The 25546-nt window shown below is 70.8% G+C and carries 28 protein-coding genes and 1 pseudogene; 11 read left to right on the top strand and 18 right to left on the bottom strand.

Translation table 11 applies throughout. From position 1 onward, the window contains the following. Nucleotides 1-46: 46 nt before the first annotated feature. From QSJ97_RS13070 to QSJ97_RS13080, 3 genes are all read right to left on the bottom strand, one after another. Nucleotides 47-1306 carry a M24 family metallopeptidase gene (locus QSJ97_RS13070; RefSeq protein WP_285672220.1) on the bottom strand — a complete coding sequence of 420 codons (1260 nt, stop codon included), beginning with the start codon at nucleotides 1304-1306 and terminating at the stop codon, nucleotides 47-49. 123 nt (nucleotides 1307-1429) lie between these two features. Then, nucleotides 1430-1720, bottom strand: a complete 291-nt coding sequence (locus tag QSJ97_RS13075; RefSeq protein ID WP_285672221.1) for a PAN domain-containing protein — start codon at nucleotides 1718-1720, stop codon at nucleotides 1430-1432. 39 nt (nucleotides 1721-1759) lie between these two features. Beyond that, nucleotides 1760-2056, bottom strand: a complete 297-nt coding sequence (locus QSJ97_RS13080) for a hypothetical protein (RefSeq protein WP_285672222.1) — start codon at nucleotides 2054-2056, stop codon at nucleotides 1760-1762. 205 nt (nucleotides 2057-2261) lie between these two features. Between QSJ97_RS13080 and QSJ97_RS13085 the strand changes: the two genes are divergently transcribed. The 3 genes from QSJ97_RS13085 (at nucleotide 2262) to QSJ97_RS13095 (ending at nucleotide 4239) form a co-directional block, all read left to right on the top strand. Next, complete coding sequence (locus QSJ97_RS13085; RefSeq protein WP_285672223.1) at nucleotides 2262-2963, top strand: hypothetical protein; 702 nt, start codon at nucleotides 2262-2264, stop codon at nucleotides 2961-2963. 214 nt (nucleotides 2964-3177) lie between these two features. Further along, complete coding sequence (locus QSJ97_RS13090; RefSeq protein WP_285672224.1) at nucleotides 3178-3681, top strand: c-type cytochrome; 504 nt, start codon at nucleotides 3178-3180, stop codon at nucleotides 3679-3681. A 24-nt stretch (nucleotides 3682-3705) separates the two neighbouring features. Further along, nucleotides 3706-4239 carry a hypothetical protein gene (locus QSJ97_RS13095; protein ID WP_285672225.1) on the top strand — a complete coding sequence of 178 codons (534 nt, stop codon included), beginning with the start codon at nucleotides 3706-3708 and terminating at the stop codon, nucleotides 4237-4239. A 55-nt stretch (nucleotides 4240-4294) separates the two neighbouring features. Here the strand turns inward: QSJ97_RS13095 and ychF are convergent, their stop codons facing one another. The 8 genes and pseudogenes from ychF to hemE form a co-directional block, all read right to left on the bottom strand. Next, nucleotides 4295-5392 carry a redox-regulated ATPase YchF gene (ychF, locus tag QSJ97_RS13100; protein WP_285672226.1) on the bottom strand — a complete coding sequence of 366 codons (1098 nt, stop codon included), beginning with the start codon at nucleotides 5390-5392 and terminating at the stop codon, nucleotides 4295-4297. 84 nt (nucleotides 5393-5476) lie between these two features. After that, the gene (gene pth, locus QSJ97_RS13105; RefSeq protein ID WP_285672227.1) at nucleotides 5477-6202 is read right to left on the bottom strand and encodes an aminoacyl-tRNA hydrolase; all 726 of its coding nucleotides are present in this window, start codon (nucleotides 6200-6202) and stop codon (nucleotides 5477-5479) included. 48 nt (nucleotides 6203-6250) lie between these two features. Further along, nucleotides 6251-6628, bottom strand: a complete 378-nt coding sequence (grxD, locus tag QSJ97_RS13110) for a Grx4 family monothiol glutaredoxin (protein WP_285672228.1) — start codon at nucleotides 6626-6628, stop codon at nucleotides 6251-6253. Nucleotides 6629-6733: 105 nt separating this feature from the next. Continuing rightward, nucleotides 6734-6976 (bottom strand): BolA/IbaG family iron-sulfur metabolism protein, encoded by a 243-nt coding sequence (locus tag QSJ97_RS13115; RefSeq protein WP_285672265.1) that lies wholly within the window; start codon nucleotides 6974-6976, stop codon nucleotides 6734-6736. Nucleotides 6977-7144: 168 nt separating this feature from the next. Then, nucleotides 7145-9301 (bottom strand): annotated as a pseudogene (locus QSJ97_RS13120) (glycosyltransferase); the annotation flags it as partial. Between the two features lie 97 nt (nucleotides 9302-9398). After that, a complete protein-coding gene (gene rho, locus QSJ97_RS13125) occupies nucleotides 9399-10664 on the bottom strand; it encodes a transcription termination factor Rho (protein WP_285672229.1) in 1266 nt (421 codons plus the stop codon). 145 nt (nucleotides 10665-10809) lie between these two features. Then, the gene (gene hemJ / locus QSJ97_RS13130) at nucleotides 10810-11265 is read right to left on the bottom strand and encodes a protoporphyrinogen oxidase HemJ (RefSeq protein WP_285672230.1); all 456 of its coding nucleotides are present in this window, start codon (nucleotides 11263-11265) and stop codon (nucleotides 10810-10812) included. 40 nt (nucleotides 11266-11305) lie between these two features. Next, a complete protein-coding gene (gene hemE / locus QSJ97_RS13135; RefSeq protein WP_285672231.1) occupies nucleotides 11306-12325 on the bottom strand; it encodes a uroporphyrinogen decarboxylase in 1020 nt (339 codons plus the stop codon). Nucleotides 12326-12761: 436 nt separating this feature from the next. Between hemE and QSJ97_RS13140 the strand changes: the two genes are divergently transcribed. Genes QSJ97_RS13140 through dnaQ form a run of 5 tightly spaced genes read left to right on the top strand, consistent with a single transcriptional unit; the run spans nucleotide 12762 to nucleotide 16362 of the window. Beyond that, a complete protein-coding gene (locus tag QSJ97_RS13140) occupies nucleotides 12762-13625 on the top strand; it encodes a pyruvate, water dikinase regulatory protein (protein WP_285672232.1) in 864 nt (287 codons plus the stop codon). Next, nucleotides 13616-14212, top strand: a complete 597-nt coding sequence (locus QSJ97_RS13145; RefSeq protein ID WP_285672233.1) for a Maf family protein — start codon at nucleotides 13616-13618, stop codon at nucleotides 14210-14212. Before QSJ97_RS13140 ends, QSJ97_RS13145 begins: the two co-directional genes overlap by 10 nt. Continuing rightward, nucleotides 14209-15039, top strand: coding sequence for a shikimate dehydrogenase (locus tag QSJ97_RS13150; protein ID WP_285672234.1), 831 nt, complete (start codon nucleotides 14209-14211; stop codon nucleotides 15037-15039). Before QSJ97_RS13145 ends, QSJ97_RS13150 begins: the two co-directional genes overlap by 4 nt. After that, nucleotides 15036-15662, top strand: coding sequence for a dephospho-CoA kinase (gene coaE / locus QSJ97_RS13155; protein ID WP_285672235.1), 627 nt, complete (start codon nucleotides 15036-15038; stop codon nucleotides 15660-15662). Before QSJ97_RS13150 ends, coaE begins: the two co-directional genes overlap by 4 nt. Continuing rightward, complete coding sequence (dnaQ, locus tag QSJ97_RS13160) at nucleotides 15655-16362, top strand: DNA polymerase III subunit epsilon (protein ID WP_285672236.1); 708 nt, start codon at nucleotides 15655-15657, stop codon at nucleotides 16360-16362. Before coaE ends, dnaQ begins: the two co-directional genes overlap by 8 nt. Nucleotides 16363-16461: 99 nt before the next feature. On the opposite strand, the gene secB is transcribed toward dnaQ, so the two are convergent. Continuing rightward, nucleotides 16462-16968, bottom strand: a complete 507-nt coding sequence (secB, locus tag QSJ97_RS13165) for a protein-export chaperone SecB (protein ID WP_285672237.1) — start codon at nucleotides 16966-16968, stop codon at nucleotides 16462-16464. Nucleotides 16969-17109: 141 nt separating this feature from the next. Then, nucleotides 17110-17652: an FxsA family protein gene (locus QSJ97_RS13170; protein WP_285672238.1), complete on the bottom strand. Its 543-nt coding sequence runs from the start codon at nucleotides 17650-17652 to the stop codon at nucleotides 17110-17112. A 209-nt stretch (nucleotides 17653-17861) separates the two neighbouring features. Here QSJ97_RS13170 and QSJ97_RS13175 point away from each other — a divergent pair, with 209 nt between their 5' ends. Both QSJ97_RS13175 and QSJ97_RS13180 read left to right on the top strand, forming a co-directional pair. Next, complete coding sequence (locus QSJ97_RS13175; protein WP_285672239.1) at nucleotides 17862-18524, top strand: Tim44/TimA family putative adaptor protein; 663 nt, start codon at nucleotides 17862-17864, stop codon at nucleotides 18522-18524. 22 nt (nucleotides 18525-18546) lie between these two features. Further along, nucleotides 18547-19221 (top strand): Smr/MutS family protein, encoded by a 675-nt coding sequence (locus tag QSJ97_RS13180; RefSeq protein ID WP_285672240.1) that lies wholly within the window; start codon nucleotides 18547-18549, stop codon nucleotides 19219-19221. A gap of 14 nt (nucleotides 19222-19235) precedes the next feature. Here the strand turns inward: QSJ97_RS13180 and QSJ97_RS13185 are convergent, their stop codons facing one another. Next, complete coding sequence (locus QSJ97_RS13185) at nucleotides 19236-20237, bottom strand: GSCFA domain-containing protein (RefSeq protein WP_285672241.1); 1002 nt, start codon at nucleotides 20235-20237, stop codon at nucleotides 19236-19238. 134 nt (nucleotides 20238-20371) lie between these two features. Here QSJ97_RS13185 and trhA point away from each other — a divergent pair, with 134 nt between their 5' ends. Further along, nucleotides 20372-21043, top strand: coding sequence for a PAQR family membrane homeostasis protein TrhA (gene trhA / locus QSJ97_RS13190; RefSeq protein ID WP_285672242.1), 672 nt, complete (start codon nucleotides 20372-20374; stop codon nucleotides 21041-21043). A 13-nt stretch (nucleotides 21044-21056) separates the two neighbouring features. Here trhA and ccoS read toward each other — a convergent pair whose 3' ends face one another. From ccoS to ccoG, 4 genes are read right to left on the bottom strand one after another with little or no spacing between them, the layout of a single operon-like run. Then, the gene (gene ccoS, locus QSJ97_RS13195) at nucleotides 21057-21212 is read right to left on the bottom strand and encodes a cbb3-type cytochrome oxidase assembly protein CcoS (RefSeq protein ID WP_285672243.1); all 156 of its coding nucleotides are present in this window, start codon (nucleotides 21210-21212) and stop codon (nucleotides 21057-21059) included. Further along, nucleotides 21209-23458, bottom strand: a complete 2250-nt coding sequence (locus tag QSJ97_RS13200; protein WP_434220917.1) for a heavy metal translocating P-type ATPase — start codon at nucleotides 23456-23458, stop codon at nucleotides 21209-21211. Before QSJ97_RS13200 ends, ccoS begins: the two co-directional genes overlap by 4 nt. Continuing rightward, nucleotides 23455-23928 carry a FixH family protein gene (locus QSJ97_RS13205; RefSeq protein ID WP_285672245.1) on the bottom strand — a complete coding sequence of 158 codons (474 nt, stop codon included), beginning with the start codon at nucleotides 23926-23928 and terminating at the stop codon, nucleotides 23455-23457. Before QSJ97_RS13205 ends, QSJ97_RS13200 begins: the two co-directional genes overlap by 4 nt. Then, nucleotides 23925-25352, bottom strand: coding sequence for a cytochrome c oxidase accessory protein CcoG (gene ccoG / locus QSJ97_RS13210; protein ID WP_285672246.1), 1428 nt, complete (start codon nucleotides 25350-25352; stop codon nucleotides 23925-23927). The genes QSJ97_RS13205 and ccoG overlap by 4 nt, the downstream gene beginning before the upstream one ends. Nucleotides 25353-25546 lie beyond the last annotated feature (194 nt).

The raw sequence follows: 25546 nt of genomic DNA on the forward strand, positions 1-25546 counted from the left end.
GATAGGGGCTTGCCAGGGCACCGAGGCCGGGGCGCCCGGGCCGGTCTCAGCCCTCCAGCAGCGCCGCCTCGAAGGGAAAGCGCGAGAGCAGCTCGATCCCGGTCCCGGTGACCAGCACCTGCTGCTCGAGCTTCACGCCCTCGCTGCCGCCCTCCGCGCCGATATAGCTCTCCACGCAGATCGTCATGCCCGGCAGGATCTCGCCGTCATAGCCGGCATCGGGGAAATCGCCGCGGTGGTAGAGATAGGGATACTCCCCGGTCATGCCGCAGCCATGCGCCGAGAGGTAGTAGCGATTGGCGTGATATTTCGCCGGGATGTCCCAGGCCCGTTCGGCATAGTCGCGAAAGCTCATGCCGGGCTTCAGGATGCCCATGTTGTGCTGCACCTGCTCATGCGCCAGGCGGTAGAGCTCGCGCTGCGCCGGCGTCGGCCGGTCCGGCCCGGCATGGAAAGTGCGCGAGAAATCCGAGTAGTAGCCGTGGCAGCCGACGACATCGGTATCGAGCGCGATCAGCTCGTTCTGTTCGATCACCCGGTGCGCGGTCTCCTGGAACCAGGGATTGGTGCGCGGGCCGGTGTTGAGCAGGCGGGTCTCGCAATAGTCGCCGTTCTGCTCGATGACCGACCTGTGCAGCACCGACCAGAGCGCGGTCTCGGTCTGCCCGGGGCGGATCGCCGCGCGCAGCTTGCCCACCGCGATCTCGGTGGCGCGCAGCGAGGCGTTTACGCATTTCAGCTCCTCGGCAGACTTGATCGCCCGGGCCATCTCCACCGGCTCCTGCGCGTCCACGAGGCGCAGCCCCTCCGCCGCCAGCGCCAGCGCGGCGCCGGCATTCATCCGCTCCATGCCGAGCGTCGCGCCGGCGCCGCAAAGCTCGCTCACCAGCGCCGCCATCTCGGCCGCCCAGGCGCGCTCGCGGGCGGCGATCTCCGGGCCGGCGGCGACGAAGCTCGCGGTCCGCGCCGGGCGCACCTCGTCCACGGTGTCATAACCCGCGGCGAGATGCTCGCAGCCGGTGAACTCGAAGAGGATCGAGCGGTGTTCGGTCAGCAGCAGGTAGCGCGCCGGGGCGTTGCGCTGGCTGAACACCTGCATGTTCCGGGTGCCGGTGGCATAGCGGATGTTGACCGGGTCGGAGAGCAGCACCGCATCGATCTCGCGGGCCACCATCTCGGCGCGCACCCGGTCGCGGCGATAGCGGCGCACGGCGGCGAGGTCGATGCCCGCGCTCTCCGGCGCCCGGTCGAGCAGCGCGATGTCCGAGAGATCGCTCCGCTCCGCATGCCAGTCGAGTGTCGCCATTGGCCCGGTCCCCCTCCGCTGGTGGCCGCACCGCGACCCTAGCCGCGCCGCGGGCGGCGGGAGATGCCGGAACGGACGCCGCCCGCGCCGAAACCGACACGGGCGACGCCGCGGGTTCGGGCCTCAGAGCTGGCCGCAGAAGCTCTTCGGCGTGGCCTCCTTGGCGAAGACGCCCTTGATCAGCTTGCACTGCCCGGGTGCCGACTTGTCGAAGCTGTGCGGGCGGAAACTCCAGCTGTCGCAGCCCTCGGTGCTCTTGCAGGCCTCGACGCAGTCCTCCGGGGCGGTGAAGGTGTCGATGAAGCCGACCTGGTCCACCGGGGTGATCGAGCACTGCTCGAACTCGGCGGCGCTGGCCAGGGTGCCGAGCGCGCCGGCGAAGCCGAGCGCCAGGAGGGCGGTGCGGATGGTCATGGCTTGTCTCCTATGATGCGGTGCGGGGAAGCGTGGCGGTCAGATCCGGCCGCAATAGTCGCGGTCGTTCTCGGCCTGCTCGCCGACCTCGGCCATCAGGCGGCACTGCCCGGGGCCGGTCTTCGGGTTGAAGGTGTGCGGGGTGTAGGACCAGCCGGTGCAGCCCTCGGTCTCGACGCAGGCGGCCTTGCAGGCCCCGGCGCCGACGAGATCGTGGCTGTTCATCAGCAGGTCGACCTTGGGATAGAGCTTGCAATGCGCCTCTTCGGCACCCGCCCCACCCGCCATCGCAAGCACGAGCACGGCCGCGGCAACCCCGCGAGCAAGATTGTCCATGAGAGGCCTCCCCGTTACGGAATTTCCGGAAAGAACAAGAGTGAACTACGCAAGAACATGTGAAATACGTAGTCGATGACGTAACGTCTGTCCACATTGAAAACGCTTCCCCTGCGCCACCGTCACCGCCGCCTGCCGGCCCGATTAGGTCATGGCCCCGCGCTCCTGTAGGATGGTGCCGCAGACGTGAGCGAAAGGATGCGTCATGGCAGTGCGTAGGTTCAGCGGCGCGTTGGCCGGCCTTCTCCTTGCGGCGCTCGCCGCCCCGCCGGCAGCGGCCGACCCGATCCGCATCTTCGGCAGCGGCATCACCACGATCGACGGCAACATTCCCGGGCTCTTCGACAGCGACACCTTCACCTTCGAGATCTGGTTCGAGGAGCTCCTCGCCTTCCCCGAGGCGCTGAACGGGAGCAACGGGCCCTTCGTCTCGAACCCCGGCTACATCAGGCGCTGGTATGTCAACGGCAGCCGGCTCGACGCGGGAGCCGGCACGATCTCCTTCGACCGCGAGTTCGACAACGATACCATGAAGCTCGAGGCCGACGGCCCGGCCTATGGCCTCTTCGGGAGTTTCTCCTGGACCCGGCTCTATCTCGACGCCCATATCCTGCCGGCGCAGCCGATCGACTTCGGCGCGCTGCTGCAATCCTGGATCGGATCGGAAATGAGCCTCTTCGCGCCGGAGGTGGGGGTGGAGATCAGCGGCCTCGCGGCGAATGCGCTGCTCGATCCGGCGCCGATCGCCAGCGGCACGATCACCTCCGTCGGCGTCGGGGTGGTGCCGCTGCCGCCGGCCCTGCTGCTCCTGCTCTCGGGGCTTGGCGCCATCGCCGGGCTGCGGCGCCGGGCGGCCCGGGGCCGGGTCGGTGAACCCGGCCGGCCACATCCGCTCAAGGCGGCGTGAGGGCGCCGGCGCGGCGGGCCAGTCCGCGACGAGAGCGCCCGCCGCCCTCCGGCTGCCCTGCACCGGAAGGACGCCACAACCCCTGGTTGGAAAACGCAGCCGACCGGCGGAATCCGACACGCGGGTCGAAATCCGGCGAGATTTCCGCGGCGGCAGGCATAGCCTCGGCCTGATGCCCCGATCCCGGCGGCAGAGCTCTCGAGGACACCAGCAGATGGCCATCAAGCACATGGTCGCCAGCGTCCTTGCGGCAGCCGGCCTGCACGGCCCCGCCGCCGCCGCAGACGCCCCCGACGACCTGATCGACCGCGGCGCCTATCTCGCCAGAATCATGCTCTGCGGCGACTGCCATTCCCCCCGCGGCCCGGAGGGCGAGATCGACGAGACGCGCGCGCTCGGCGGCGCCAGCATCGGCTTCGAGGTGCCGGGGCTCGGCGTCTTCTTCCCGCCCAACCTGACCCCGGATGCGGAGACCGGCCTCGGGAGCTGGAGCGATGCGGAGATCCTCACGGCCCTGCGCACCGGCGAGCGGCCCGACGGCCGCCTGCTCGCGCCGATCATGCCCTGGCAGTTCTTCTCCGTGCTGAACGAGGCGGACGGCACGGCGCTGGTCGCCTATCTCCGGTCGCTGCCGTCGGTGAGCCACCGTGTCCCGGTGCCGACCGGTGCGGGCGAGCGGCCGCTCGGTCCCTATCTCGCCGTCATTGCGCCGGAGTGAAAGAGGACGGACAGGAGGCCACCCATGAGCATCGTCCCCGACAGCCCCGTGCCGGACCCGCCAGGCCCGCAGGACCCGCCGCAGGCCGTGGTCATCGACATCGCGCCGGCGCCCGCGCCCCGCATCGAGCGCTCGCCAGAGAACGACGCGATCTATCGCGGCATCCGCGCCGAGATCACCGGCGAGCTGGCCCTCGTCACCGCCCGGGTCAACTGGCTGATCGCCTCGCAGGCCTTCCTGCTGATGCCGCTGACGATCGCCACCAACGGTCCCTCGCTGGCCGACAGCCTGCTGTTTCCGCTGGTGCCGGTGCTCGGCTTCCTGCTCTGCCTGCTGATCCTCGTCTCGATCCTCGCCGCGGTCTGGCGCAGCCGGCAATGGCGCCGCAAGGCGCGGCAGGGCGCCTATGACGGCGAGGCCGACCGGCGCGAGTTCTCCATCGTCCTGCCGAACACGCCGGCGATCCCGCTGATGGGTTTCGTCGGCGGCATCGGCGTGCCGATCGTGCTGGCGGCGACCTGGATTCTGATCCTGATCTGGCCGCCGACCGCCGGCTGAGCGCCGCGCGGGGCGGGGATGCCCGGTCGCCGCGTCGCAGCCGCCGGGCAGCGGATCAGGTGTTGAACAGGAAGTGCAGCACGTCGCCATCGGCGACGCGGTAGGACTTGCCCTCGGCGCGGAGCTTGCCGGCATCGCGGGCGCCGGCCTCGCCGTTGCAGGCGATGAAATCGTCGAAGGCCACGGTCTCGGCGCGGATGAAGCCGCGCTCGAAATCGCCGTGGATCACGCCGGCGGCCTGCGGCGCCAGGGTGCCGTCGCGGATCGTCCAGGCGCGGGCCTCCTTGGGGCCGACGGTGAAATAGGTGACGAGGCCGAGCAGCTCGTAGCCGGCGCGGATCAGCCGGTCGAGCCCCGGCTCCTCGAGCCCCAGATCGGTGAGGAACTCGGCGCGCTCGTCGTCGGGGAGCTGCGCGATCTCCTCCTCGATGGCGGCCGAGATCACCACATGCCCGGCGCCCTGCGCCGCCGCCATCTCGGCGACCCGGGCCGACTGCGCATTGCCCTCGCCGGCCGAGCCCTCATCGACATTGCAGACATAGAGCACCGGCTTGGTGGTCAGCAGCTGCAGCCCGGCCCAGATGCGGGCGTCCTCGGCCGAGACCTCGACGGTGCGCGCCGGGCGGCCCTCCTCGAGCGCGGCCTTGGCGGCGAGCAGCAGGCGCTCCTGCTCCCTGGCCTCCTTGTCGCCGCCCTTGATCCTGCGCACGAGGCCCTGCAGCCGGCGCTCGATGCTCTCGAGATCGGCCAGCATCAGCTCGGTCTCGATGGTCTCGGCATCGGCCACCGGATCGACGCGGCCCTCGACATGGGTGATGTCGTCGTCCTCGAAGCAGCGCAGCACATGGGCGATGGCATCGACCTCGCGGATGTTCGCAAGGAACTGGTTGCCGAGGCCCTCGCCCTTGCTCGCGCCCTTCACCAGCCCGGCGATGTCGACGAAGGTCAGCCGGGTCGGGATCGTCTGCTTCGAGCCGGCGATCGCCGCCAGCCGGTCGAGCCGCTCATCCGGCACCGCCACCTCGCCGACATTCGGCTCGATGGTGCAGAAGGGGAAATTCGCCGCCTGCGCCGCGGCGGTGCGCGTCAGCGCGTTGAACAGCGTGGACTTGCCGACATTCGGCAGCCCCACGATCCCGCATTTGAAGCCCATTTTCGCCCTCCAGCCACCTTCGCGCGGGCTTTTGCACGGGGGCGGGAAGGGGTCAAGCCCCGCCGCCCCGCCGGCCGGGCCGGCTCACTTGCGCCGGAACAGGCCGGTGAGCGCGGCAAAGGGCGAGGCGCTCTCCTCCGCCGGCGCGCCGGCGCTGTCGCCGGAGGTCTCGGCGGCCGCCGGGGCATCCTTCGCGGCGGGCTTCGGTTTCTTCGGCTTCGGCTTCGGCTCGGCCGGCGCCAGTGGGCCCATCTCCAGCGCCACCGCGTTCATGAACCCGGAGGCATCGCCCGCGGCAAGCTTCACCGCGCCCTTGGCGATGCCGGCGAGCAGCGCCTCCAGCCAGTCCCGCTCGGCGGCGGCGAAGTCGTGCAGCACATAGCCCGAGACCCGGTCCTTGTGCCCCGGATGACCGATGCCGAGACGCACCCGGGCATAGCTGTCGCCGATGTGCTGGTGCAGCGAGCGCAGCCCGTTGTGCCCGGCATGGCCGCCGCCCTTCTTCACCCGACACTTGCCGGGCACGAGGTCGAGCTCGTCATGGAAGACGGTGATCTCCTCGGGCGCGCATTTGACATAGCGCATCGCCTCCCCGACCGCCTGGCCGGAGAGGTTCATGAAGGTCTGCGGCTTCAGCAGCATCACACGCTCGGTGCCGAGCCGGCCCTCGGCGATCTCCGCCTGGAACTTCGCCCGCCACGGCCCGAAACCATGCGCATCGGCGATGGCGTCGAGCGCCATGAAGCCGATGTTGTGCCGGTTGCGCGCGTATTTCGCCCCGGGATTGCCGAGGCCGACGAAGATCTGCATGTCCACCCTCCCTCGGCTCCCCGGCGCGCCGGGGGCGTCGGCGCAGGATCAGCCGTTATGCGCGCGGATCTGCTCGGCGGCTTCCTTCGAGAAGGTGACGCCGTTCTTCTCCAGCATCTCGTCGAGCTCGCCCGAGAGGGTCATCTCGATCACGATGTCGCAGCCGCCGACGAACTCGCCCTTGACGTAGAGCTGCGGGATCGTCGGCCAGTCGGAGAAGGCCTTGATGCCCTGGCGCAGCTCGTCCGATTCGAGGACGTTGATGCCCTGGTACTCGACCCCGACGAAGCCGAGGATCTGGCTGACCTTGCTGGAGAAGCCGCATTGCGGCGCCTCCGGCGTGCCCTTCATGAAGAGCACGACATCGTTCTGCTCGACAGTCTGCCGGATCAGGTCGTTGATCTGGGGCGTGGTGGTCTCGGTCATCGGGGCCTCCGTGGGTATGCGGCGCCGGGCCGCTCAAGGCGAGGACATATTCCGCTGCCCCCCCTCCTGCAAGGTCATGCCCCGCCGCGCACCGGCGCGGGCCGGTCAGTCCGGCGCGCTGGTCTGCAGCGCGAGGGCGTGGAGCGGCGCGTTCGCGCCCTCGAGGATCGGCTTCAGCGCCTGGTTGACGAGCCGCTGCTGCTGCACGCGGTTCATGCCGCGGAACTCCTCGTCGACCACGGTCGCGGCATAGTGGTTGCCGTCTCCCGCCAGGTCGCGGATCTCGATCCTGGCATTGGGAAAGCGCGCGCGGAGCAGGCGCTCGATCTCGCTGGCTTGCACGGGCATGGGGGCGACCTCCGTTGCTGTCCCCTTGGGAGGTAGCGGCTCCGGCGATGCGACACAAGCCGGCGATGCCTGCGCGTGCGAGACCCGCCGCGGCGGGCGGCGGGCGGGATCGGGCACCAGCACCGCCTCGTAGCGCGCAAAGGCCGCGGCATGGGTATAGCTCTTGAGGTCGCGCGGCCCCGGCGGCGGGTCGTCGAGCGCGGCAAGGACCGCGGCGAGGAGCGCCTCGCCGTCCTCCACCGGCACGAGGCGGCCGAGCCGGCCGTCCTCGAGGATCTCCGCCGGGCCGCTCGGGCAGTCGGTCGCCACCACCCGGGCGCCGCAGGCCAGCGCCTCGATCAGCACCGTCGGCAGCCCCTCCCAGCGCGAGCTCAGCACGAAGAGCGCGGCGGCCCGCATATAGGCATGGGGGTTGTCGACGAAGCCCGGCATCGCGACCGTCTCGCCGAGCCCGAGCCGCGCCACCAGAGCCTCGAGCATGGCCCGCTCCTCGCCCTCGCCGAGGATCAGGAGCCGCGCCTCCCGCTGCCGGCGCAGCTTCGCGAAGACCTCGATCAGCAGCTCGAAATTCTTCTGCCGCGCCAGCCGGCCGACGGCGAGGATCACCGGCGGCGCGCCGGGCGCGAACCAGGGATGCGCCGGCACCTCGCGGCTGCGCGCCTCGAGCTCCGGCCCGATCACCGCGTTGTGCACCACCTCGATGCGCTCGCGCGCGAGGCCGATCATCGCCGCGAGATCGTCCGCCACGCCGCGGCTGACCGCCACCACCGCGTCGCAGCGCGGATAGGCACGGGCCATCACCACCGGCAGCAGGCGGCGATACCAGTTGCGCCGCACCTCGACCGACAGGGTGGAATGCTCCGACACCGCCAGCCGGGTGCCCGAGCGCGCCAGCAGCCGCGCGCCCCAGGCGATGCAGTTGCTCGAGGCCATCGAGGACAGCAGCGCCTGCGGCCGCTCGCGGCGGAAATAGCGGGCCAGCCGGGGCAGCGCGAAGATCCGCCAGCCGACGCGCAGGTCGACCAGCCGGGCGCCCTCGGGCACCTGGTCGATCAGCGCGCCCTTGCCCTGCATCACCACGAGATCCACACGGTAGCCGGCATCGACGAACTGCCGCGCCAGGTTGAGCGCCACCCGCTCCGCGCCGCCACCGCCGAGATTGGGCAGCAGCAGGCCGACCAGCGGCGCGCGGGCCCGGTCCGGCTCGGGCAGGAGCACCGCTTCGTGCCGCGCCAGCAGCGGGCCGGCGGCGAAGCGGGCCGCCGCTTCCGGGCCGGGGCGCGGCCCGTCCAGCGCCTCGGCCAGCGCCTCGGCCAGCGCCGCCGCATCGCCCACCGGCACGAGGCGGCCATGACGGCCGCCCTCGAGGATCTCCGCCGGGCCGCTCGGGCAATCGGTCGAGACCACCGGCACGCCGCAGGCCAGCGCCTCGATCAGCACCGTCGGCAGGCCTTCCCAGCGCGAGCTCAGCGCAAACACCCCGGCCCGCGCCATCGAGGGATAGGGCTCCTGGCGCACGCCGGGCAGGCGGATGTCGTCGCCATGGCCGGTGGCCGCCGCCGCCCGCTCCAGCGCCTCCCGCTCGGGCCCCTCGCCGAGGATCACCAGCCGGCAGGGCCGCGTTGCCCGCAGCCGGGCAAAGGCCGCGATCAGGGTGGCATAATCCTTCTGCTCGTGCAGCCGCCCGACCGCGAGCACCACCGGCGGCGCATCCGGCGCGAACCAGGGATCGTCGAGCGGCACGTCGCGGCCCTGCAGCAGCGCCCGGGTCAGCACCGGGTTGTAGATCACCTCGATCCGCTCGCGGGCCAGGCCGATGGTCTGCGAGAGATCGTCCGCCACGCCCTCGCTCACCGCGATCACCGCATCCGCCTTCGGATAGAGCCGGCGCATCGCCGCCGGCAGCACCCTGAACGCCGGCGCGCGGGCCACCTCCATGCTTAGCGTCGAGCGTTCCGACAGCACCAGCCGCACCGGCACGCCCGCCAGCATCCGCGCCAGCACCGCGATGCAGTTCACCGAGGCCATGGCCGAGAGCAGCGTGTCGGGCCGCGCCCGGCGCAGGTAGCGCACCAGCCCCGGCAGCGCGCCGACCTTGCTGCGCGCGCCGAGATCCACCAGGCGGGCCGCTTCCGGCAGGCAGTCGAGAAACGGGCCGTCGGCCCGGATCAGCACCACATCGACACGGTGCCCGCGCGCCGCCAGGTGCCGGATCAGGGTCAGCATGTTGCGCTCGGCACCGCCGAGGCCGAGCGACAGCAGGAACACGGCAACATGCCCCGGCGCCGCGACCGGCGGCCTCTGCGACTGGCGGCCATCAGTCATCGACGCGGCCCATTCCCTCACCCGTACGGACACCCACCAGCCGGGCTTACGGCGCGGGGACCGCAGCCGCAAGGGCCAGGCCTGCGGCGGCCGCGGCTCAGGCGTTCATCGAGTCGAAGAAATCGCTGTTGGTCTTGGTCTGCTTGAGCTTGCCGAGCAGGAACTCGATGGCATCGGTGGTGCCCATCGGGTTGAGGATCCGGCGCAGCACGAACATCTTGGTGAGATCGGACTTGGAGACCAGGAGATCCTCCTTCCGGGTGCCGGACTTGAGGATGTCGATGGCCGGGAACACGCGCTTGTCGGAGATCTTGCGGTCGAGCACGATCTCCGAGTTGCCGGTGCCCTTGAACTCCTCGAAGATCACCTCGTCCATGCGGCTGCCGGTGTCGATCAGCGCGGTGGCGATGATGGTCAGCGATCCGCCTTCCTCGATGTTCCGCGCGGCGCCGAAGAAGCGCTTCGGCCGCTGCAGCGCGTTGGCATCGACACCGCCGGTCAGCACCTTGCCGGAGGACGGCACCACGGTGTTGTAGGCACGGCCGAGGCGGGTGATCGAATCGAGCAGGATCACCACGTCGCGCCCGTGCTCGACCAGCCGCTTGGCCTTCTCGATGACCATCTCGGCCACCGCGACATGCCGCGTCGCCGGCTCGTCGAAGGTGGAGGAGACCACCTCGCCCGCCACCGAGCGCTGCATGTCGGTCACCTCCTCGGGGCGCTCGTCGATCAGCAGCACGATCAGGTAGCACTCGGGGTGGTTCACCTCGATCGACTTGGCGATGTTCTGCAGGATCACCGTCTTGCCGGTGCGCGGCGGCGCCACGATCAGCCCGCGCTGGCCCTTGCCGATCGGGCATACGAGGTCGATCACCCGGGCGGAGCGGTCGCGGATCGTCGGATCCTCGATCTCCATCTTCAGCCGCTCGTCGGGATAGAGCGGCGTCAGGTTGTCGAAATGCACCTTGTGCCGGACCCGGTCGGGATCCTCGAAATTGATCGTGTTGACCTTGAGCAGCGCGAAATACCGCTCGCCGTCCTTCGGTGCGCGGATCGGGCCCTCGACGGTGTCGCCGGTCTTGATGCCGAATTTCCGGATCTGGTTGGGCGAGAGGTAGATGTCGTCCGGGCCGGGGAGATAGTTGGCCTCGGGCGAGCGCAGGAACCCGAAACCGTCCTGCAACACCTCCAGCACCCCGGAGCCGATGATCTCCTCGTCACGGTCGGCAAGCTCGCGCAGGATCGCGAACATCATGTCCTGCTTGCGCAGCGTGGAGGCGTTTTCCACCTCGAGGCTCTCGGCGAGCGCAAGAAGATCGGTCGGCGACTTCGCCTTGAGGTCGGACAGCTTCTGTTGGGTCATCTCGGGAACCAGATGGGGGGAGGGAGGGGGCGCAGAAATGCGCACCAGCGCAGACGCGCCGGCCGTTGGGGCAGGAACATGCGTGGCTTTGCCGGGAAAGTCAAGCGGTGTGAAGAATTCGCCCCGGTTCCGGCCGCCCGGCGGCTCAGAACGGCTGCACGATCACCAGGATCACGATGCCGGCCATGAGCAGCGTCGGCACCTCGTTCATCAGCCGGTAGCTGCGGCCGGAGCGGGTGTTGGCATCCGCCGCGAACTCCTTGCGCCGGGCGCCGAGCCAGTGGTGGAACCAGGTCATCGCCGCCACCAGCACCAGCTTGGCATGCAGCCAGGGGCTCGCCGCCAGCCAGTCGAGCCCGTTCGCCCAGAGCATCAGCAGGCCGAAGAGCCAGGTCGCGCTCATCGCCGGCCCCATGATGAAGCGGAAGAGCTTGAGCTCCATCGCCTTGAACGTCTCCGAGAGCTCGGAGCCCGGCGCCGCCTTCTCGGCGTGATAGACGAAGAGCCGCGGCAGGTAGAAGATGCCGGCCATCCAGGCGATCACCGAGATCACGTGCAGCGCCTTGATCCAGGCGTAGTGTTCGAGCAGCAGATCCTGCATCTCAGCGCCTCCGGAGGGAGCTCGGGGTCAGGCCCGGATATCAGCCGCGGATCGCGCGCAGCAGCTGGTCGACATGGGCCGGATCGGCATCCGGGGTGATCCCGTGGCCGAGATTGAAGACATAGGGATGGCCCGCCATCCCGGCCACCATGCGCCGGGCCGCCTGCGTCAGCGCGTCGCCGCCGGTCACCATCAGCACCGGATCGAGATTGCCCTGCAGCGCGAGCTTGGGCAGCGCCTTGCGCGCCCAGTCGAGCGGCACGGTGTGGTCGAGCGCCAGCGCATCGACGCCGGTCGCCTCGGCGAAACCCACATAGCCCGGACCGGCCCCGCGCGGGAAGCCGATCACCGGCACGACGGGATGCCGTGCCTTCAGAGCCGCCACGATCCGCCGCATCGGCGCGACGGAATAGGCCTCGAAGGGCTCCGGAGCCAGCGTGCCGGCCCAGCTGTCGAAGACCTTCACGACCTCCGCCCCGGCCTCGATCTGGCGCGACAGGTAGTGGATCGTCGCTTCGGTGACGATGTTGATCAGCCGTTCGAAGCCAGCCGGGTCGCGATACATCCAGAGCCGCGCCGGTCCCTGGTCCGGGGTGCCGCGGCCGGCGGCCATGTAGGTCGCCACCGTCCAGGGCGCGCCGGCAAAGCCGATCAGCGCGGTTTCCGCAGGCAGGGAGGCCGAGAGCCGGCGCACGGTTTCATAGACCGGCGCGAGGGTCTCGTCGATCTCGTCGACGGGTTTCAGCGCGCGGATATCCGGCGCGTCGCCGGGCCAGGCCAGCCGCGGACCCTCGCCCTCGGCGAACCAGAGCTTCATGCCGAGCGCCTGCGGCACCAGCAGGATGTCGGCAAAGAGGATCGCTGCATCGAAACCGAAGCGCCGGATCGGCTGCAGCGTTACTTCTTCGGCGAGTTCCGGCGTGTAGCAGAGGTCGAGAAAGCCCCCCGCGCGGGACCGTGTGGCCCGGTATTCGGGCAGGTAGCGCCCTGCCTGACGCATGAGCCAGACCGGCGGCGGCGAGAGCGCGTCGCCCTTGAGGACGGACAGGAGGCGTTTCATCGGATCTGCTCGCGTGATTCAACAGGGAGACTCTTAAAAGGATGGAGTCTTAAGTGGAACCCTGAAAGCCGGGGATTACCGGTGCCCCGGGTTTTACCAACACAGTTATCCACATTTTTCCTCAGCTTTCCGAGTTTTCCGACTGGTTGAACTCGCATTTGCCAAACCATTGAAAAAAAGAAAAAAATATCGCCAGCTTTCAGAAGTTTTCCACGGATTTCTCCCCGATTTCGCCACTGTCCCGGACGGATCGGCGCATGTCGTCCACAGTTTGACAACTGCCCGGGTTTTCCCCGCTGGCAGTGGACGGATGCGCCGCCGTCCCCGCCTTCCCCGTTATTCACAGGCGCCGGCGGGCCGGGGCCGACCCCCTTCCATCGCGGGCCGATCCGGGCGAGGCTCGGCGCCTGCAAACCACCCGGCAAGGGGAGGAGACATGCCGCACTCACGGCAGCACACGATCCATCTCGTCTCGGATTCCACCGGCGAGACGCTGGCGGCGCTGGCGCGGGCCTGCCTCGCGCCCTTCGGCAATGTCTCCGTGGAGCTCGAGGTCACCGTCTTCGTGCGGACCGAGGCGGATCTCGACCGCGCCATCGCCCGGCTGCGGGCGCGGCCGGGGCTGATGTGCTACACGCTGGCCGAGCGCAGCTTCCGCAACCGGCTCGAGGCCGCCTGCGCCAGCCTCGGGGTGCCCGCGATCGCGCCGCTCGACCCGCTTATCGCCCGGCTCGGCGAGGCCTTCGGGCGCGCCCCGAGCAGCGGCGTCGGCCTGCAGCACCAGATCGACCGCAGCTATTTCGAGCGCATCGCCGCCATCGACTTCGCCATGGCCCATGACGACGGCGCGCTCGGCACGCGGCTGATGCAGGCTGATGTCATCCTCACCGGGGTCAGCCGCACCTCGAAGACGCCGACCAGCCTCTATCTCGCCAACCGGGGCATCAAGGCCGCCAACGTGCCGCTGGTGCCGGGGCGGGAGCTCGACCCGGCCTTCTTCAAGGCGCTGGAATCCGGCATCCCGGCGATCGGCCTCACCGCGAGCCCGCTCCGGCTGGCGCAGATCCGCGGCGAACGGCTCGAGGCGCTGGGCGACACCCCGGCGGATTATGCCGATCTCGACCGCATCCAGGCCGAGGTTGCCGATGCGCGGCTGTTCTTCGAGCGGCACGCGATCCCGGTGATCGACGTCACCCGCCGCTCGATCGAGGAGACCGCCGCGGCGATCCAGATGACCCTGCGCCAGCGCGACGAGGCCGCGGGAGACGACCCCGCAGAAGCGACGGAGGAATGCCCGTGACGCTGGTCCTGGCGAGTGCGAGCCGGGCGCGGGCGGAGATGCTGCGCGCCGCCGGCGTGGCGATCGAGATCGCCCCCGCGCGCATCGACGAGGCCGCGGTGAAGTCGGCGATGCTGGCCGAGCAGGCGCCGCCCCGCGACATCGCCGACACGCTTGCGGAGCTGAAGGCGATCCGCGTCAGCGCCGGGCGTCCCGGCCTCGTGCTCGGCGCCGACCAGGTGCTGGTCAGCGAGGCCGGGATGCTCGACAAGCCGGCCGATGCGGCGGCGGCGCGGGCGCAGCTTGCCGGGCTGCGCGGACAGACCCACCGGCTGCTCTCGGCGGCGGTGATCGCCGAGGCGGGCCAGCCGGTCTGGCGCCATGTCGGCGCCGCGCGGCTCACCATGCGGCCGTTTTCGGATGCCTTCCTCGACCGCTACCTGGCGGAGGCCGGCCCGGCGGTGCTCGAGTCGGTCGGCGCCTATCATCTCGAGGGGCTCGGGGCGCAGCTTTTCAGCGCTGTCGAGGGGGACTATTTCACGGTGCTTGGGCTGCCGCTGCTGGCGGTGCTCGGATTTCTGCGCGCACGGGGGGAGCTGGTGGAATGAGCGATGCGAAACCGATGCTGGCGGGGGTGATGGGCTGGCCGATCAGCCATTCGAAATCGCCGCGGATCTTCGCCCACTGGTTCGCCGCGCACGGGATCGAGGGTGCCTATGTCCGCCTGCCCGTGCGCCCGGAGGATTTCGCCGAGGTCTATCGCGCGCTCGGCAAGGCCGGCTTCTGCGGCGTGAACGTGACGCTGCCGCACAAGGAGGCGGCGCTCGCCCTGGCCGACGAGGCGACGCCCGCGGCGCGCGCCATCGGGGCGGCCAACATGATCCGCTTCGAGGGCGGGCGCATCCTCGCCGACAACACCGATGCCTATGGCTTCATCGAGAACCTGCGCGCCGGCGCGCCGGACTGGGACGCCGCCGCCGGCCCGGCGCTGGTGCTGGGGGCGGGCGGCGCCTCGCGCGCGGTGCTGCAGGCGCTGCTCGAGGCCGGCTGCCCGGAGATCCGGCTGGCCAACCGCACCCGCGCCAAGGCCGAGGCGCTGGCCGCGGCCTTCGGCCTCCGCATCCGGGTGGTGGACTGGGAGCACCGCGCGGCCGCCCTCTCGAACGCCGCGACGCTGGCCAACAGCACCGCTCTCGGCATGGCCGGCCAGCCGCCGCTGGCGATGGATCTCTCGATGGCCGAGCCCGGGCTGACGGTGACCGATATCGTCTACACCCCGCTCGAGACGCCGCTGCTGGCGGCGGCCCGGGCGGCGGGCTTCGCGGCGGTGGACGGGCTGGGCATGCTGCTGCACCAGGCGCGCCCGTCCTTCCGCGCCTGGTTCGGCGCCGATCCGGCGGTGGACGGGACCCTGCGCACGGCCTGCCTCGCATGAGCGCCGACCCGAATCCGCAGATGATCACGCTGGCGCTCACCGGCTCGATCGGCATGGGCAAGTCCACCGTGGCGGGGATGTTCGCCGAGCAGGGCGTGCCGGTCTGGGATGCCGATGCCGCGGTGCACCGGCTCTATGGCCCGGACGGCGAGGGGACGGCGGCCATTGCCGGGCTCGCGCCGGTCGCCATCGGCCCCGAGGGGGTCGATCGCAGCAGGCTCCGCGCCGCGGTGCTGGCCGATGCCGCGCTGCTGCCGAAGATCGAGGCGGCGATCCACCCGCTGGTGGCGGCGGACCGCACGGCCTTTCTCGACCGGATGCGCGCGGCGGGAGCGGAGATCGCGCTCTGCGACATCCCGCTGCTGTTCGAGACCGGCGCGGCGGAGGGCTTCGACCGCGTCGTCGTGGTCAGCGCCCCGGCGGAGATCCAGCGCGCCCGGGTGCTCGACCGGCCGGGCATGACCGAGGCCGCCTTCGCAAAGATCCTCGCACGGCAGACCCCGGACGCCGAGAAGCGCGCGCGGGCCGATATCGTGATCGACACCTCGGGCGAGCTCGACGCCACCCGCGCCCAGGTCGCGGCTGCGCTCGCCCGGATCCGCAGGGAGGTGCGCGATGCGTGAGATCGTGCTCGACACCGAGACCACCGGCCTTGATCCCGACGAGGGCCACCGCATCGTCGAGATCGGCGCGGTGGAGCTCTTCAACACCCTGCCCACGGGCGAGACCTATCACCAGTACATCAATCCGCAGCGGCCGATGCCGCCGGATGCCTACCAGGTGCACGGGCTTGGCGACGAGTTCCTGCGCGACAAGCCGGTCTTCGCGGCGATCTCCGGCGCGTTCCTCGAATTCATCGGCGATGCGCCGCTGGTCATCCACAATGCCGAGTTCGACATGCGGATGATCAATGCCGAGCTGGTGCGCCTCGGCATGGGCACGCTGCCGGCGGACAGGGCGATCGACACGCTGAAGATCGCGCGGCGGAAGTTTCCCGGTGCCGCGGTCTCGCTCGATGCGCTGTGCCGGCGCTTCGGGGTGGACAATTCCGGCCGCGGCAAGCATGGAGCGCTGCTCGACAGCGAGCTGCTGGCGGAGGTCTATCTCGAGCTGCAGGGCGGGCGGCAGCAGGGCCTCGCGCTCGATGCCGGCGCCAAGGCGCGGACCGACACGGTGCGCAAGGTGGAGACGGGGCGGGCGCGGCCGCGGCCCGAGCCGCTGGCGCCCCGGCTCACCGAGGCGGAACGGGCGGCCCATGCTGCCTTCGTCGAGGAGCTCGGCGAGGCCGCGCTCTGGCGCAAGCTTGCCGCCGGCGAGGGCTGAGCGTGGCTGCGGGCCCCGGTCAGCGGCGCGCGAACGTTCCGGCGGCGGGCGTCCGGCAGGCGGGCGGCGACCTCCGCGGGAAGGCCGCCGCGCGGGGCATCAGACCTGCGGCGCGGCCGCGGCGTCGCCCTCGGCCTTCTGCTGCCGGGCCGCCTCGAGGCGCTGCCGGTAGAGCGTGGCGAAATCGACATTGTCGATCATCAGCGGCGGGTAGCCGCCGTCGCGGGTCACGTCGGCCAGCACGCGGCGCGCGAAGGGCAGCAGCTGGCGCGGGCACTCGATGAAGAGGAACGGGTGCAGGTGCTCCTTCTTCACGTTGGAGAGGGTGAACAGGCCGGCATAGTCGAGCTCGACGAGGAAGCGGGTCTTGTCCTCGCCGGTCGCCTTGGCGTTGATCTTCATGTTGACCTGGTAGCGGTCATCGCCGAGCGACTTCGCATCCATGCCCACATTGACCTGGATCTCCGGGTTGCCCTTGACCTGCTGGCCCTCCATCACGGCGACATTCTCGAAGGAGAGGTCGCGGGTGAAATGGGCGAGCATGCGCGCGATCGGCGGGTTGTTGAGATCGATGCCACCGGGGGTCTGGCTGGTCGTGTCGGTCATCGGACGGCTCCTTGTGATGGATTTGTCGGCGCGATTTCGTTGGCCAGCCGCCTAGCAGAACCGGATGCCGACGGCAATGCCGCGGCGTATCGCGGGGCCTGCATGGCGCCGGGCCGTCGGTTTCCAGGCGGTTGCGGCGCGTCAGTCGCGCTCGCGCGGGAGCTGTCCGGTGCCGGGTTCCGCGGGCTCGGCGGGGCGGCCGGCCGGCTCGTCGACCTCGCGATAGCCGGTCTCCACGGTGGCATGGCCGGGGTCCTCGGGCCCGCCCGGCCCCCATTGCCCGCCGCCGGCGCCCATGCCCGGCCCGGCGCCGCGCCCCATGCGCCGGGCGCCGATCACCACCACGCGCTTCGCGAGATGGCGGATCACCAGCGCCCGCACCGGCGGGATCAGCAGCAGGAACCCGACCGTGTCGGTGAAGAAGCCCGGCGTCAGCAGCATGATGCCGGCGACCAGGATCAGCGCGCCGTGGGCCAGCGGGCCGGAGGGGTCGCCGCCCCGGTCAAGCCGGCGCTGCAGCTCGCCGAGCGCCGCCATGCCCTGGGCGCGCAGCAGCGCGGTGCCGGCGACGGCGGTGGCGATCACGATCGCGATCGTCGGCCACAGCCCGATCCAGCCGCCCACCTCGATGAACAGCGCGATCTCGATGATGGGCACCGCCACGAGTGCGAGGAAGATCAGCAACTCGGCGCTCCTTCTGCCTTGTCCGTGTCCCGGTCTCTGCCCCGCCCCGCCTGTGCGGGCAAGCCGCGGGACGAATCGGGGCCGGTTCGATAGACTTTGCCTCCCGAGCGCCTTACATAAGCGATGATAACCGCCACACCACCCGCCATGCTGCCTTCCGGGGACGATACCCCCCGCGGCGCGGCGGGACGAGGAGACGACAGGGCCGCATGAGCTATCAACTTCTGGAATTCATCGTCCTGTTCGCAATCGCGGCCTTCCTGCTGTTCAAGCTGCGATCTGTGATCGGCACGCGCACCGGGTTCGAGCCGCCCTCGAGCCCGGCCGGCCGCGGCGCCGACCGCGCGGGGCCCGAGGCGGCCCGGCCGGTGGAGGAGGACGACGAGATCGAAGCCGCCGCGATGCGCGCGCTCGACGAGGACGCCCGTGCCGCCATGGCCGAGATCCGCAAGGTGGAGCCCGGCTTCAGCCTCGAGGAGTTCCTGCACGGTGCGCGCTCGGCCTACGAGATGATCCTCACCGCCTATGAGGAGGGCGACCGGGCGACGCTGCAGGACCTGCTCACCCCGGATGTCTATGCCGCCTTCGAGGGCGTGATCGCCAGCCGCGAGCGCGACGGGCTGAAGGTCGACAGCCGCTTCATCGGCGTGCGCGACCTCAAGGTCGACACCCTGCGCTTCGACGCCGATACCGCGGAGGCCGATCTGACGCTGCGCTTCGTCGGCGAGATGATCACCGCGGTGCGCGATTCCGAGGGACGCATCGTCGAGGGCGATCCCAACGAGATCCGCCGCCAGACCGATGTCTGGACCTTCAGCCGCGTGATGGGCTCGCCGAACCCGAACTGGCTGCTGAGCGCAACCGGCGAGTGAGCCCGGCCAGGCCGCGCGCGCCATGGGGCCCGGACGCCGCCGCCGCGGGCTGACGCCCGAGGAGCGTGCGCTCTGGGAGCGCGTGGCGCGCACCGCCAATCCGCTGAAAGGCCCGGCGCCGAAGCCGCCGGACGCCGTTGCCTCGCCGCCCGCCATGCCCGAGATGCATCCTTCGGACGAGCCCCGGCGCGCGCCGCCGGCACCGGCGACCTCGTTGCCCCGGCCCGGTTCGCGGGCCCGCGCGCTCGGCTCCACCGCCGCGCCGCCGGTCGGCGTCACCGCACACGGGCCGCCGCATCCCGGCCCCGTCGGCCGGCCCGAGCCGGGGCTCGACCGGCGCACCGCCGAGCGCCTGCGCCGCGGCGAGCGCGAGCCCGATGCGCGCATCGACCTGCATGGCCTGACCGCGGCGCGCGCCCATGCCCGGCTCGATACCTTCGTCCGCCGCGCCATTGCCGAACGCCGCCGCTGCCTGCTGGTGATCACCGGCAAGGGCGATGCCAGGGGCGGGCGCCGGCATCATCGCGAGGACGCGCCCTTCATGTCGCCCTCGGGCGGGGTGCTGCGCGAGGCGGCGCCGAAATGGCTGCGCAGCGGGCCCTTCGCGCGGCAGATCGTCGGGATCTACGAGGCGCATCGGCGCCATGGCGGGGCCGGCGCCTTCTATGTCTATCTGAAGAAGCCGGGGTCTATCTGAAGAAGCCGGGCTGATCAGGCCGAGCCGGCGGTCTTGCTGTCGGCCGCGATGAACAGCCCGTAGCGCTCGACGAAGCTGCGGGTGATCGCGGCGATCATCTCGTCGCGCACCGTGCGCCGGTCCGGCTGCCAGACCAGCGCCGGATCGGAGGTCAGCACCGCCTCGTAGGCCGGGAAGTAGTCCACCTGCGGCAGCGCTGCGGCGCATTCCACCGCCGCGGCATGGAGCACGCTCTTGCCCGCGAAATTGGCGACGATCACGTCCTCCGGCCCATAGGTCCGCTCGAGCGGCACCGGCGAGACCGTCAGCACCACCTTCTGCTTCGGGTTCCGCGCCTTGAGGCGGGAGGTGATGGTCTTGAGATTGGCGCCGACCTCGGCGGTGTCGAGCCGGCGCACCGAGAAACGGTCCGGCTCCTCGTCATAGATCCGCTGCAGCGGCGGGTTGTTGAGCGCGCGCTTGGTGCGCCGGTCGAACCAGGTCTCGACGGTGCCGAGGGTGACCACCACCATGTCGGCGGCGAAGGCCTGCGCGAAATAGGCCGAGACCTGCCGGCGCCGGGCCAACAGCGCCTCGATGCCGCCATGCGCGGCGCGCTCGTGCAGGAAGGGGTCCGCCATCACGTCGCCGGCGGGCACCAGGCCTTCGCGGGGGAAGCGGGCGGGGTCGACGGCCCAGTCGAGCTCCTGCGCGATCGAGGCCGGGCTGTACTTGTTGAGATGGCCGCGGACCGGGTTCTCGCGGACCTCGCGCAGCTCGTGCTCCGGGTCGCGGCTGGTCACGCGCACGCCGGCCGCGGCCAGCGCCGCCTCGAGCTGGCGCGCGAATTCCGGCCCGACATGGAATACCCGCGCCCGCGGGGTGAGCCTGAAGCCCGCCACCCCCTCGGGCACGACAACGCCCTTTGCGATCCGTCCGCGCGCATTGTTCGGTCCGGTCGACCAGCTCTCGAAGCCGGTGGCGCGGGCCTCGGTCCTGCGCGGCGGACGACGGCGCGTCCGGCCCTGATCGGCCATGCGCTCAAGCTCCTCTTCCGCGACGGCACGGCTTGGCGCCGTGCCTCGACGGGTGTTAGCGTCGCGATGCCGGGCTGGTCAATGGACCCTTTGGAGCCGGGCCGGCCGGGGCAAGCCGGGAGCACGGGCCGCGGATGAGCAGATCAGCGCAGCGAAGACCGGGAGAGCCGCCCAGCTACACGCGGGCGGAGCGGATCGCCGATGCGGTGTTGCATGTCACCGGCGTGACCGCGGCGGCGATCGCCGCGCCCATCCTGATCGGGCTGGCGGTGTCCTGGCATTCCGGCGACGCCGCGGTGCAGGCGGCGACCGTGGTCTATGCGGTCTGCCTGGTGGCGATGTTCGCCGCGTCGGCGGGCTATCACCTGCTGCGTGCCGGGCCGCCCTGGCGGACGCTGCTGCGCCGGCTCGACCATGCCGCGATCTATGCCAAGATCGCCGGCACCTACACCCCCTTCACGGTGCTGCTCGGCGGCGAGCCGGCGGTGCTGATCCTCGCCGGCATGTGGTCGGCGGCGGGGCTCGGCATCCTGCTGCGCCTGGTCTCCGGCGACCGGCTGGAATGGCTGATGCTGCTGCTCTACCTCGCCATGGGCTGGGCGGTGGTGGTGGTCGGCGGGCCGATCGTCGCGGAGATGAGCACGGCGGCGCTGGTGCTGCTGCTGGTCGGCGGCGGGCTCTATACCGTGGGCGTCGGCTTCCATCTCTGGCGCAGCCTGCCGTTCCAGAACGCGATCTGGCACGGCTTCGTGCTGGCGGCGAGCTTCGTCTTCTATGCCGCGGTGATCGTCGAGGTCGTGCGCTGAGCGGGTCGGCGGCTCATTCCCGCGGCTTGTCCTGCTCGTCGAAGAGGATGCGCGCCGCATCCCCCTCCAGATCCTCGTATTGCCGCGCGCGGAGGGTCCAGAGGAAGGCCACGAGGCCGATCAGCCCGAGCGTCAGCGAGGCCGGGATCAGGATTGCGAGGATCGTCATGTCGGGCCCCTCCCGGTGTCGCCCCAGCGGCGGACCGCATTCAGCGTGACGATGATGGACGAGCCCGACATCGCGAGCGCTGCGACCAAAGGCGTCACCATGCCGGCCAGCGCCAGCGGAATCGCGCAGGCATTGTAGAGCGCAGCCAGCGCGAAGTTTTGCATCGCGCGATGCCGTGCCGTTCGTGCGGTGCGAATTGCAATCGCCACGGGAGCGAGCCGGCTGCCGGTGAACACCAGATCGGCGGCGGCGCGGCTGACCTCGGCGGCCGAGACCGGCGACATCGAGGCATGCGCCGCGGCCAGCGCGGGGGCATCGTTGATGCCGTCGCCGACCATCAGCACGCGCGAACCCTCCGCGCGGAGCCGATCCAGCGCATCGAGCTTGTCCCTCGGGGTAAGACCGGAGCGGTGGTCGGGTATGCCGGTGGCCCCAGCTACGCGTGCCACCGGCTTACACCCGTCGCCTGAGAGCAAAACCACTCGGAACCCCATACGACGCAGGTCCGAACAAAGCTCAGGCGCATCCTCACGCAAACCTTCTGTGAAAGTGAATGCAAGAGGTGTGCCATCGCCGATGCGAAGATGGACCGCGGTATCGGGGAGCGGCTCCGCCCCGGTCCAGGCAGCGCTGCCGAGGCGGATGCGGATGCCGCCGGCCCAGGCCTCGAGCCCGGCGCCCGGGGTCTCGCGGATCTCGCCGAGGGTCACCGGCACCACGCCGCGGGCCTCCGCCGCCTCGGCCAGCGCGCGCGCGAGCGGGTGGCGCGAGGCCGCCGCCATCGCCGCCGCGATGGGCCAGGCTGTGTCGTCCGGCTCCGGCGCATCGGCGAGCCGCGGGCGGCCATCGGTCAGCGTGCCGGTCTTGTCGAAGACCACGGTATCGACCGCCGCGAGCCGCTCCAGCGCCGCGCCGTCCTTGAGGAAGATGCCGGCGCGGAACAGCCGTCCGCCCGCCGCCGCATGCACCGCCGGCACCGCCAGGCCGAGCGCGCAGGGGCAGGTGATGATCAGCACCGCGGAGGCGATGGCGATCGAGTGCCGGATGTCTCCCGTGGCCCAGACCCAGCCGACAAACGCCGCCAGCGCAACGAGATGCACCCCCGGCGCATAGATCCGCGCGGCCTGGTCGGCCCAGCGGTCATAGCGGGTCTTGCCGGTCTCGGCGGCCTCGATCATCCGCGCGATCTCGGCCAACAGCGTGTCCTCGCCGGTGGCGCTGGCGCGGATCCGCAGGAGCCCGGAGAGGTTGAGCATGCCGGCATGCACCGGCGCCTCCGGGCCGACGGGCTCGGGCATGCTCTCGCCGGTGACGAGCGACCGGTCGAGATCGCTGGTGCCGCTCTCCACCACGCCGTCGGCGGGGATGCGCTCGCCCGGCGCGACCTCCACCAGTGCGCCCGGCGCGATCGCATCGGCGGCCACGGTGCTGCGCGTGCCGTCCGCCCCGATCACCGTGGCCGAGCGGGCGGAGAGCGCGGTCAGCTCCGCCGCTGCCGAGCGCGCCGCCGCCCGGGTCCGGTGGTCGAGATAGCGCCCGAGCAGCAGGAAGAAGAGCAGGCCCAGCCCCGCATCGAAATAGGCGTGTGTCCCACTTTGGGACACTTCGTAGAGCGATGTCCCGGCCGCGAGCAGCACGGCGAGCGAGATCGGGACGTCCATGTTGAGCCGCCGGGCCCGCAGCGCCGAAAGCGCCGAGGCGAAGAAGGGCCGCCCGGCATAGGCGATGGCGGGGATCGCGATCAGCGCCGAGACCCAGTGCAGCAGGTCGCGCGTCGCCGCCTCCGCCCCGGACCAGACCGAGACCGAGAGCAGCATCACGTTCATCGCGGCGAAGCCGGCGACCCCGAGGCGCGCCAGCAGGTCGCGGCCGCGGCTGTCGCGGTCGATCTCGGCAAGCGCCGCGGCGTCGAAGGGCTTTGCCTCGTAGCCGAGCCGGCCCAGCGCATCGGTCACCGCGGCGACGGAACTTTCTGCCGGGTCGAACTCCACATGCGCGCGGCGGAGCGAGAGATTGACCCGCACCGCGGCGATGCCGGGCTCGGCGCCGAGACTGCGCTCGATCTTCGCCATGCAGCCGGCGCAGCTGATGCCCGGCACCATGAGATCGACGGCCCTGCGGCCGGCCGCGGCGGGATGGGCCCAGCGCTCGTCGCCATCGGGGGCGGCCGGCGTCTCTGCCCGCCGCTTGAAGCACCCGCCCGGCTTCGAGGCCGTGTCGGTCGCGACGGACGCCGCCGCCATCACTGCACCCCGGGCACGTGGAGCCGCGCGGTGGCGGCGAAATCCGGCGCGCCGGCAACGCTCAGCCGGGCCAGCCAGTTACCGGGCGCGAGCGCGATCTCGGCCTCGTAACCGCCGGCGACCGGGGCCAGCGGCACCGTCCGGTCGGCGAGATCGCGGGCCGGGCGGCCGACCACCGCGGTCATCTCGAGCGCCTCGACGGGTGCGCCATCCGCCCCGGTGACCTCGACCCGCAGCCGGCCGTCGCCATAGCCCGCCGCGGTGCTCCAGCCGAGCGCGCGCAGCGCCTTCGTGCGGGCGTCCCAGCCCTGGCTCGCGACATAGGAATTCTTCACGATCAGCCCCGGAAAGCTGCCGGTCGCGGCGACGACCAGGGCGATGTTCGCCCCGATCACCACGGCGAAGGCGCCGACCGCCATCAGCAGGACCTTGCGCCCGGTCAGCGGGCGGCCGCGGGGGGTGTAGTCGGTCATTGGTCGGGTCCCCGGAAATGCGTTGAATAGGCGGCGCGCTCGCGGGTCTCGGCATCCTCGAGCCAGATCCGCAGGTCGAAGCGCTCGGGCATGTCGAACCAGGGCGGCGCCGTGAGGAAGAGCCGGATCTTGCGCGTCTCGTTGGCATCGACCACGAAACTCAGATCGTCATCGCCCTGGATCTCCGGCACCACCACATAGTCGCCGGTCACACCGAGGCGGAACTCGCGGGGATCGCCGGACATGTTGTTGACGCGCAGGGTGTAGCCGTTGCGGATCTCGCCATCGGAGAGGGTGACGAAGAGCGGGTTGCGGTCATGCTCCAGCGTCACCGAGAAGTCGGTGCGCAGGAAGAGGGCGGCGATCATGCCGAGCCCGATGCCGGCCCAGAGCACGGTATAGAGGATGGTGCGCGGGCGGATGATCCGCCGCCAGGGCGAGACCGATGGCTTGCCGCCGCGCTCCAGCGCCTCGTCGGCCAGGGTGCAGTAGTCGATCAGCCCGCGCGGCTTGCCGACCTTGCGCATGATGTCGTCGCAGGCATCGATGCAGAGCGCGCAGGTGATGCAGCCGATCTGCTGGCCCTCGCGGATATCGACCCCGGTGGGGCAGACATTGACGCAGGCATTGCAGTCGATGCAGTCGCCCAGCGCCTCGGCGCCGGCCTTCTTGCGGTGCTTGCCGCGAGGCTCGCCGCGCCACGCCTTGTAGGTGACGATCAGCGACTGCTCGTCGAGCATGGCGCCCTGGATGCGCGGCCAGGGGCACATGTAGATGCAGACCTGCTCGCGCAGGAAGCCGCCGAGCACGAAGGTGGTGGCGGTGAGGATGCCCACGGTCGCATAGGCGACGAAGGGCGCCTGGCCGGTCACGAAATCCAGCGCCAGCGTCGGCGCATCGGCGAAATAGAAGATCCAGGCACCGCCGGTGGCCACCGAGATCAGGAACCAGATGGTCCACTTGACCGCGCGCTTGCGGATCTTGCTGCCGGTCCAGCGGCTGTTCCAGAGGCGTGTCTGGGCATTGCGGTCGCCGTCCACCAGCCGCTCGACATGCTGGAAGAGGTCGACCCAGACGGTCTGCGGGCAGGCATAGCCGCACCAGACCCGGCCGAGCACCGAGGTGAAGAGGAACAGCCCGAGCCCTGCCATGATCAGCAGGCCCGCGACATAGTAGAACTCCTGCGGCCAGATCTCGATCCAGAAGAAGAAGAACCGGCGATTCGCGAGGTCCACCAGCACCGCCTGGTCGGGCATGTAGGGCCCGCGGTCGAAGCGGATCCAGGGGGTGATGTAGTAGATCGCGAGCGTCACCGCCATGATCGCCCATTTCAGCCGGCGGAACGGTCCGGTAACGGCGCGCGGGAAGACCGGCTCCCTGTTGACATAGAGCTGCGGTGCTTCCGTGAGATCGGCGTTCGCCACCGGGACCTCCTCTCGACTGGACAGACTCCCCCCTTGGGGAGGCTGGGCGCAATCTGGCGGGAGGGCAAGCCGGGCTCATTGATCCGGATCAATGAGCCCTCGGGTCGCTGGCGGGAATTCGATCACGGCTCCGTGATCGATGACCGGGGGATGCGGCGGGAGCGGTGCCCGGGAGACGGACCGCGGCAGGCGGA

The organism is Paralimibaculum aggregatum (assembly GCF_030270585.1).
Classification (GTDB): Bacteria; Pseudomonadota; Alphaproteobacteria; order Rhodobacterales; family Rhodobacteraceae; genus Thermohalobaculum; species Thermohalobaculum aggregatum.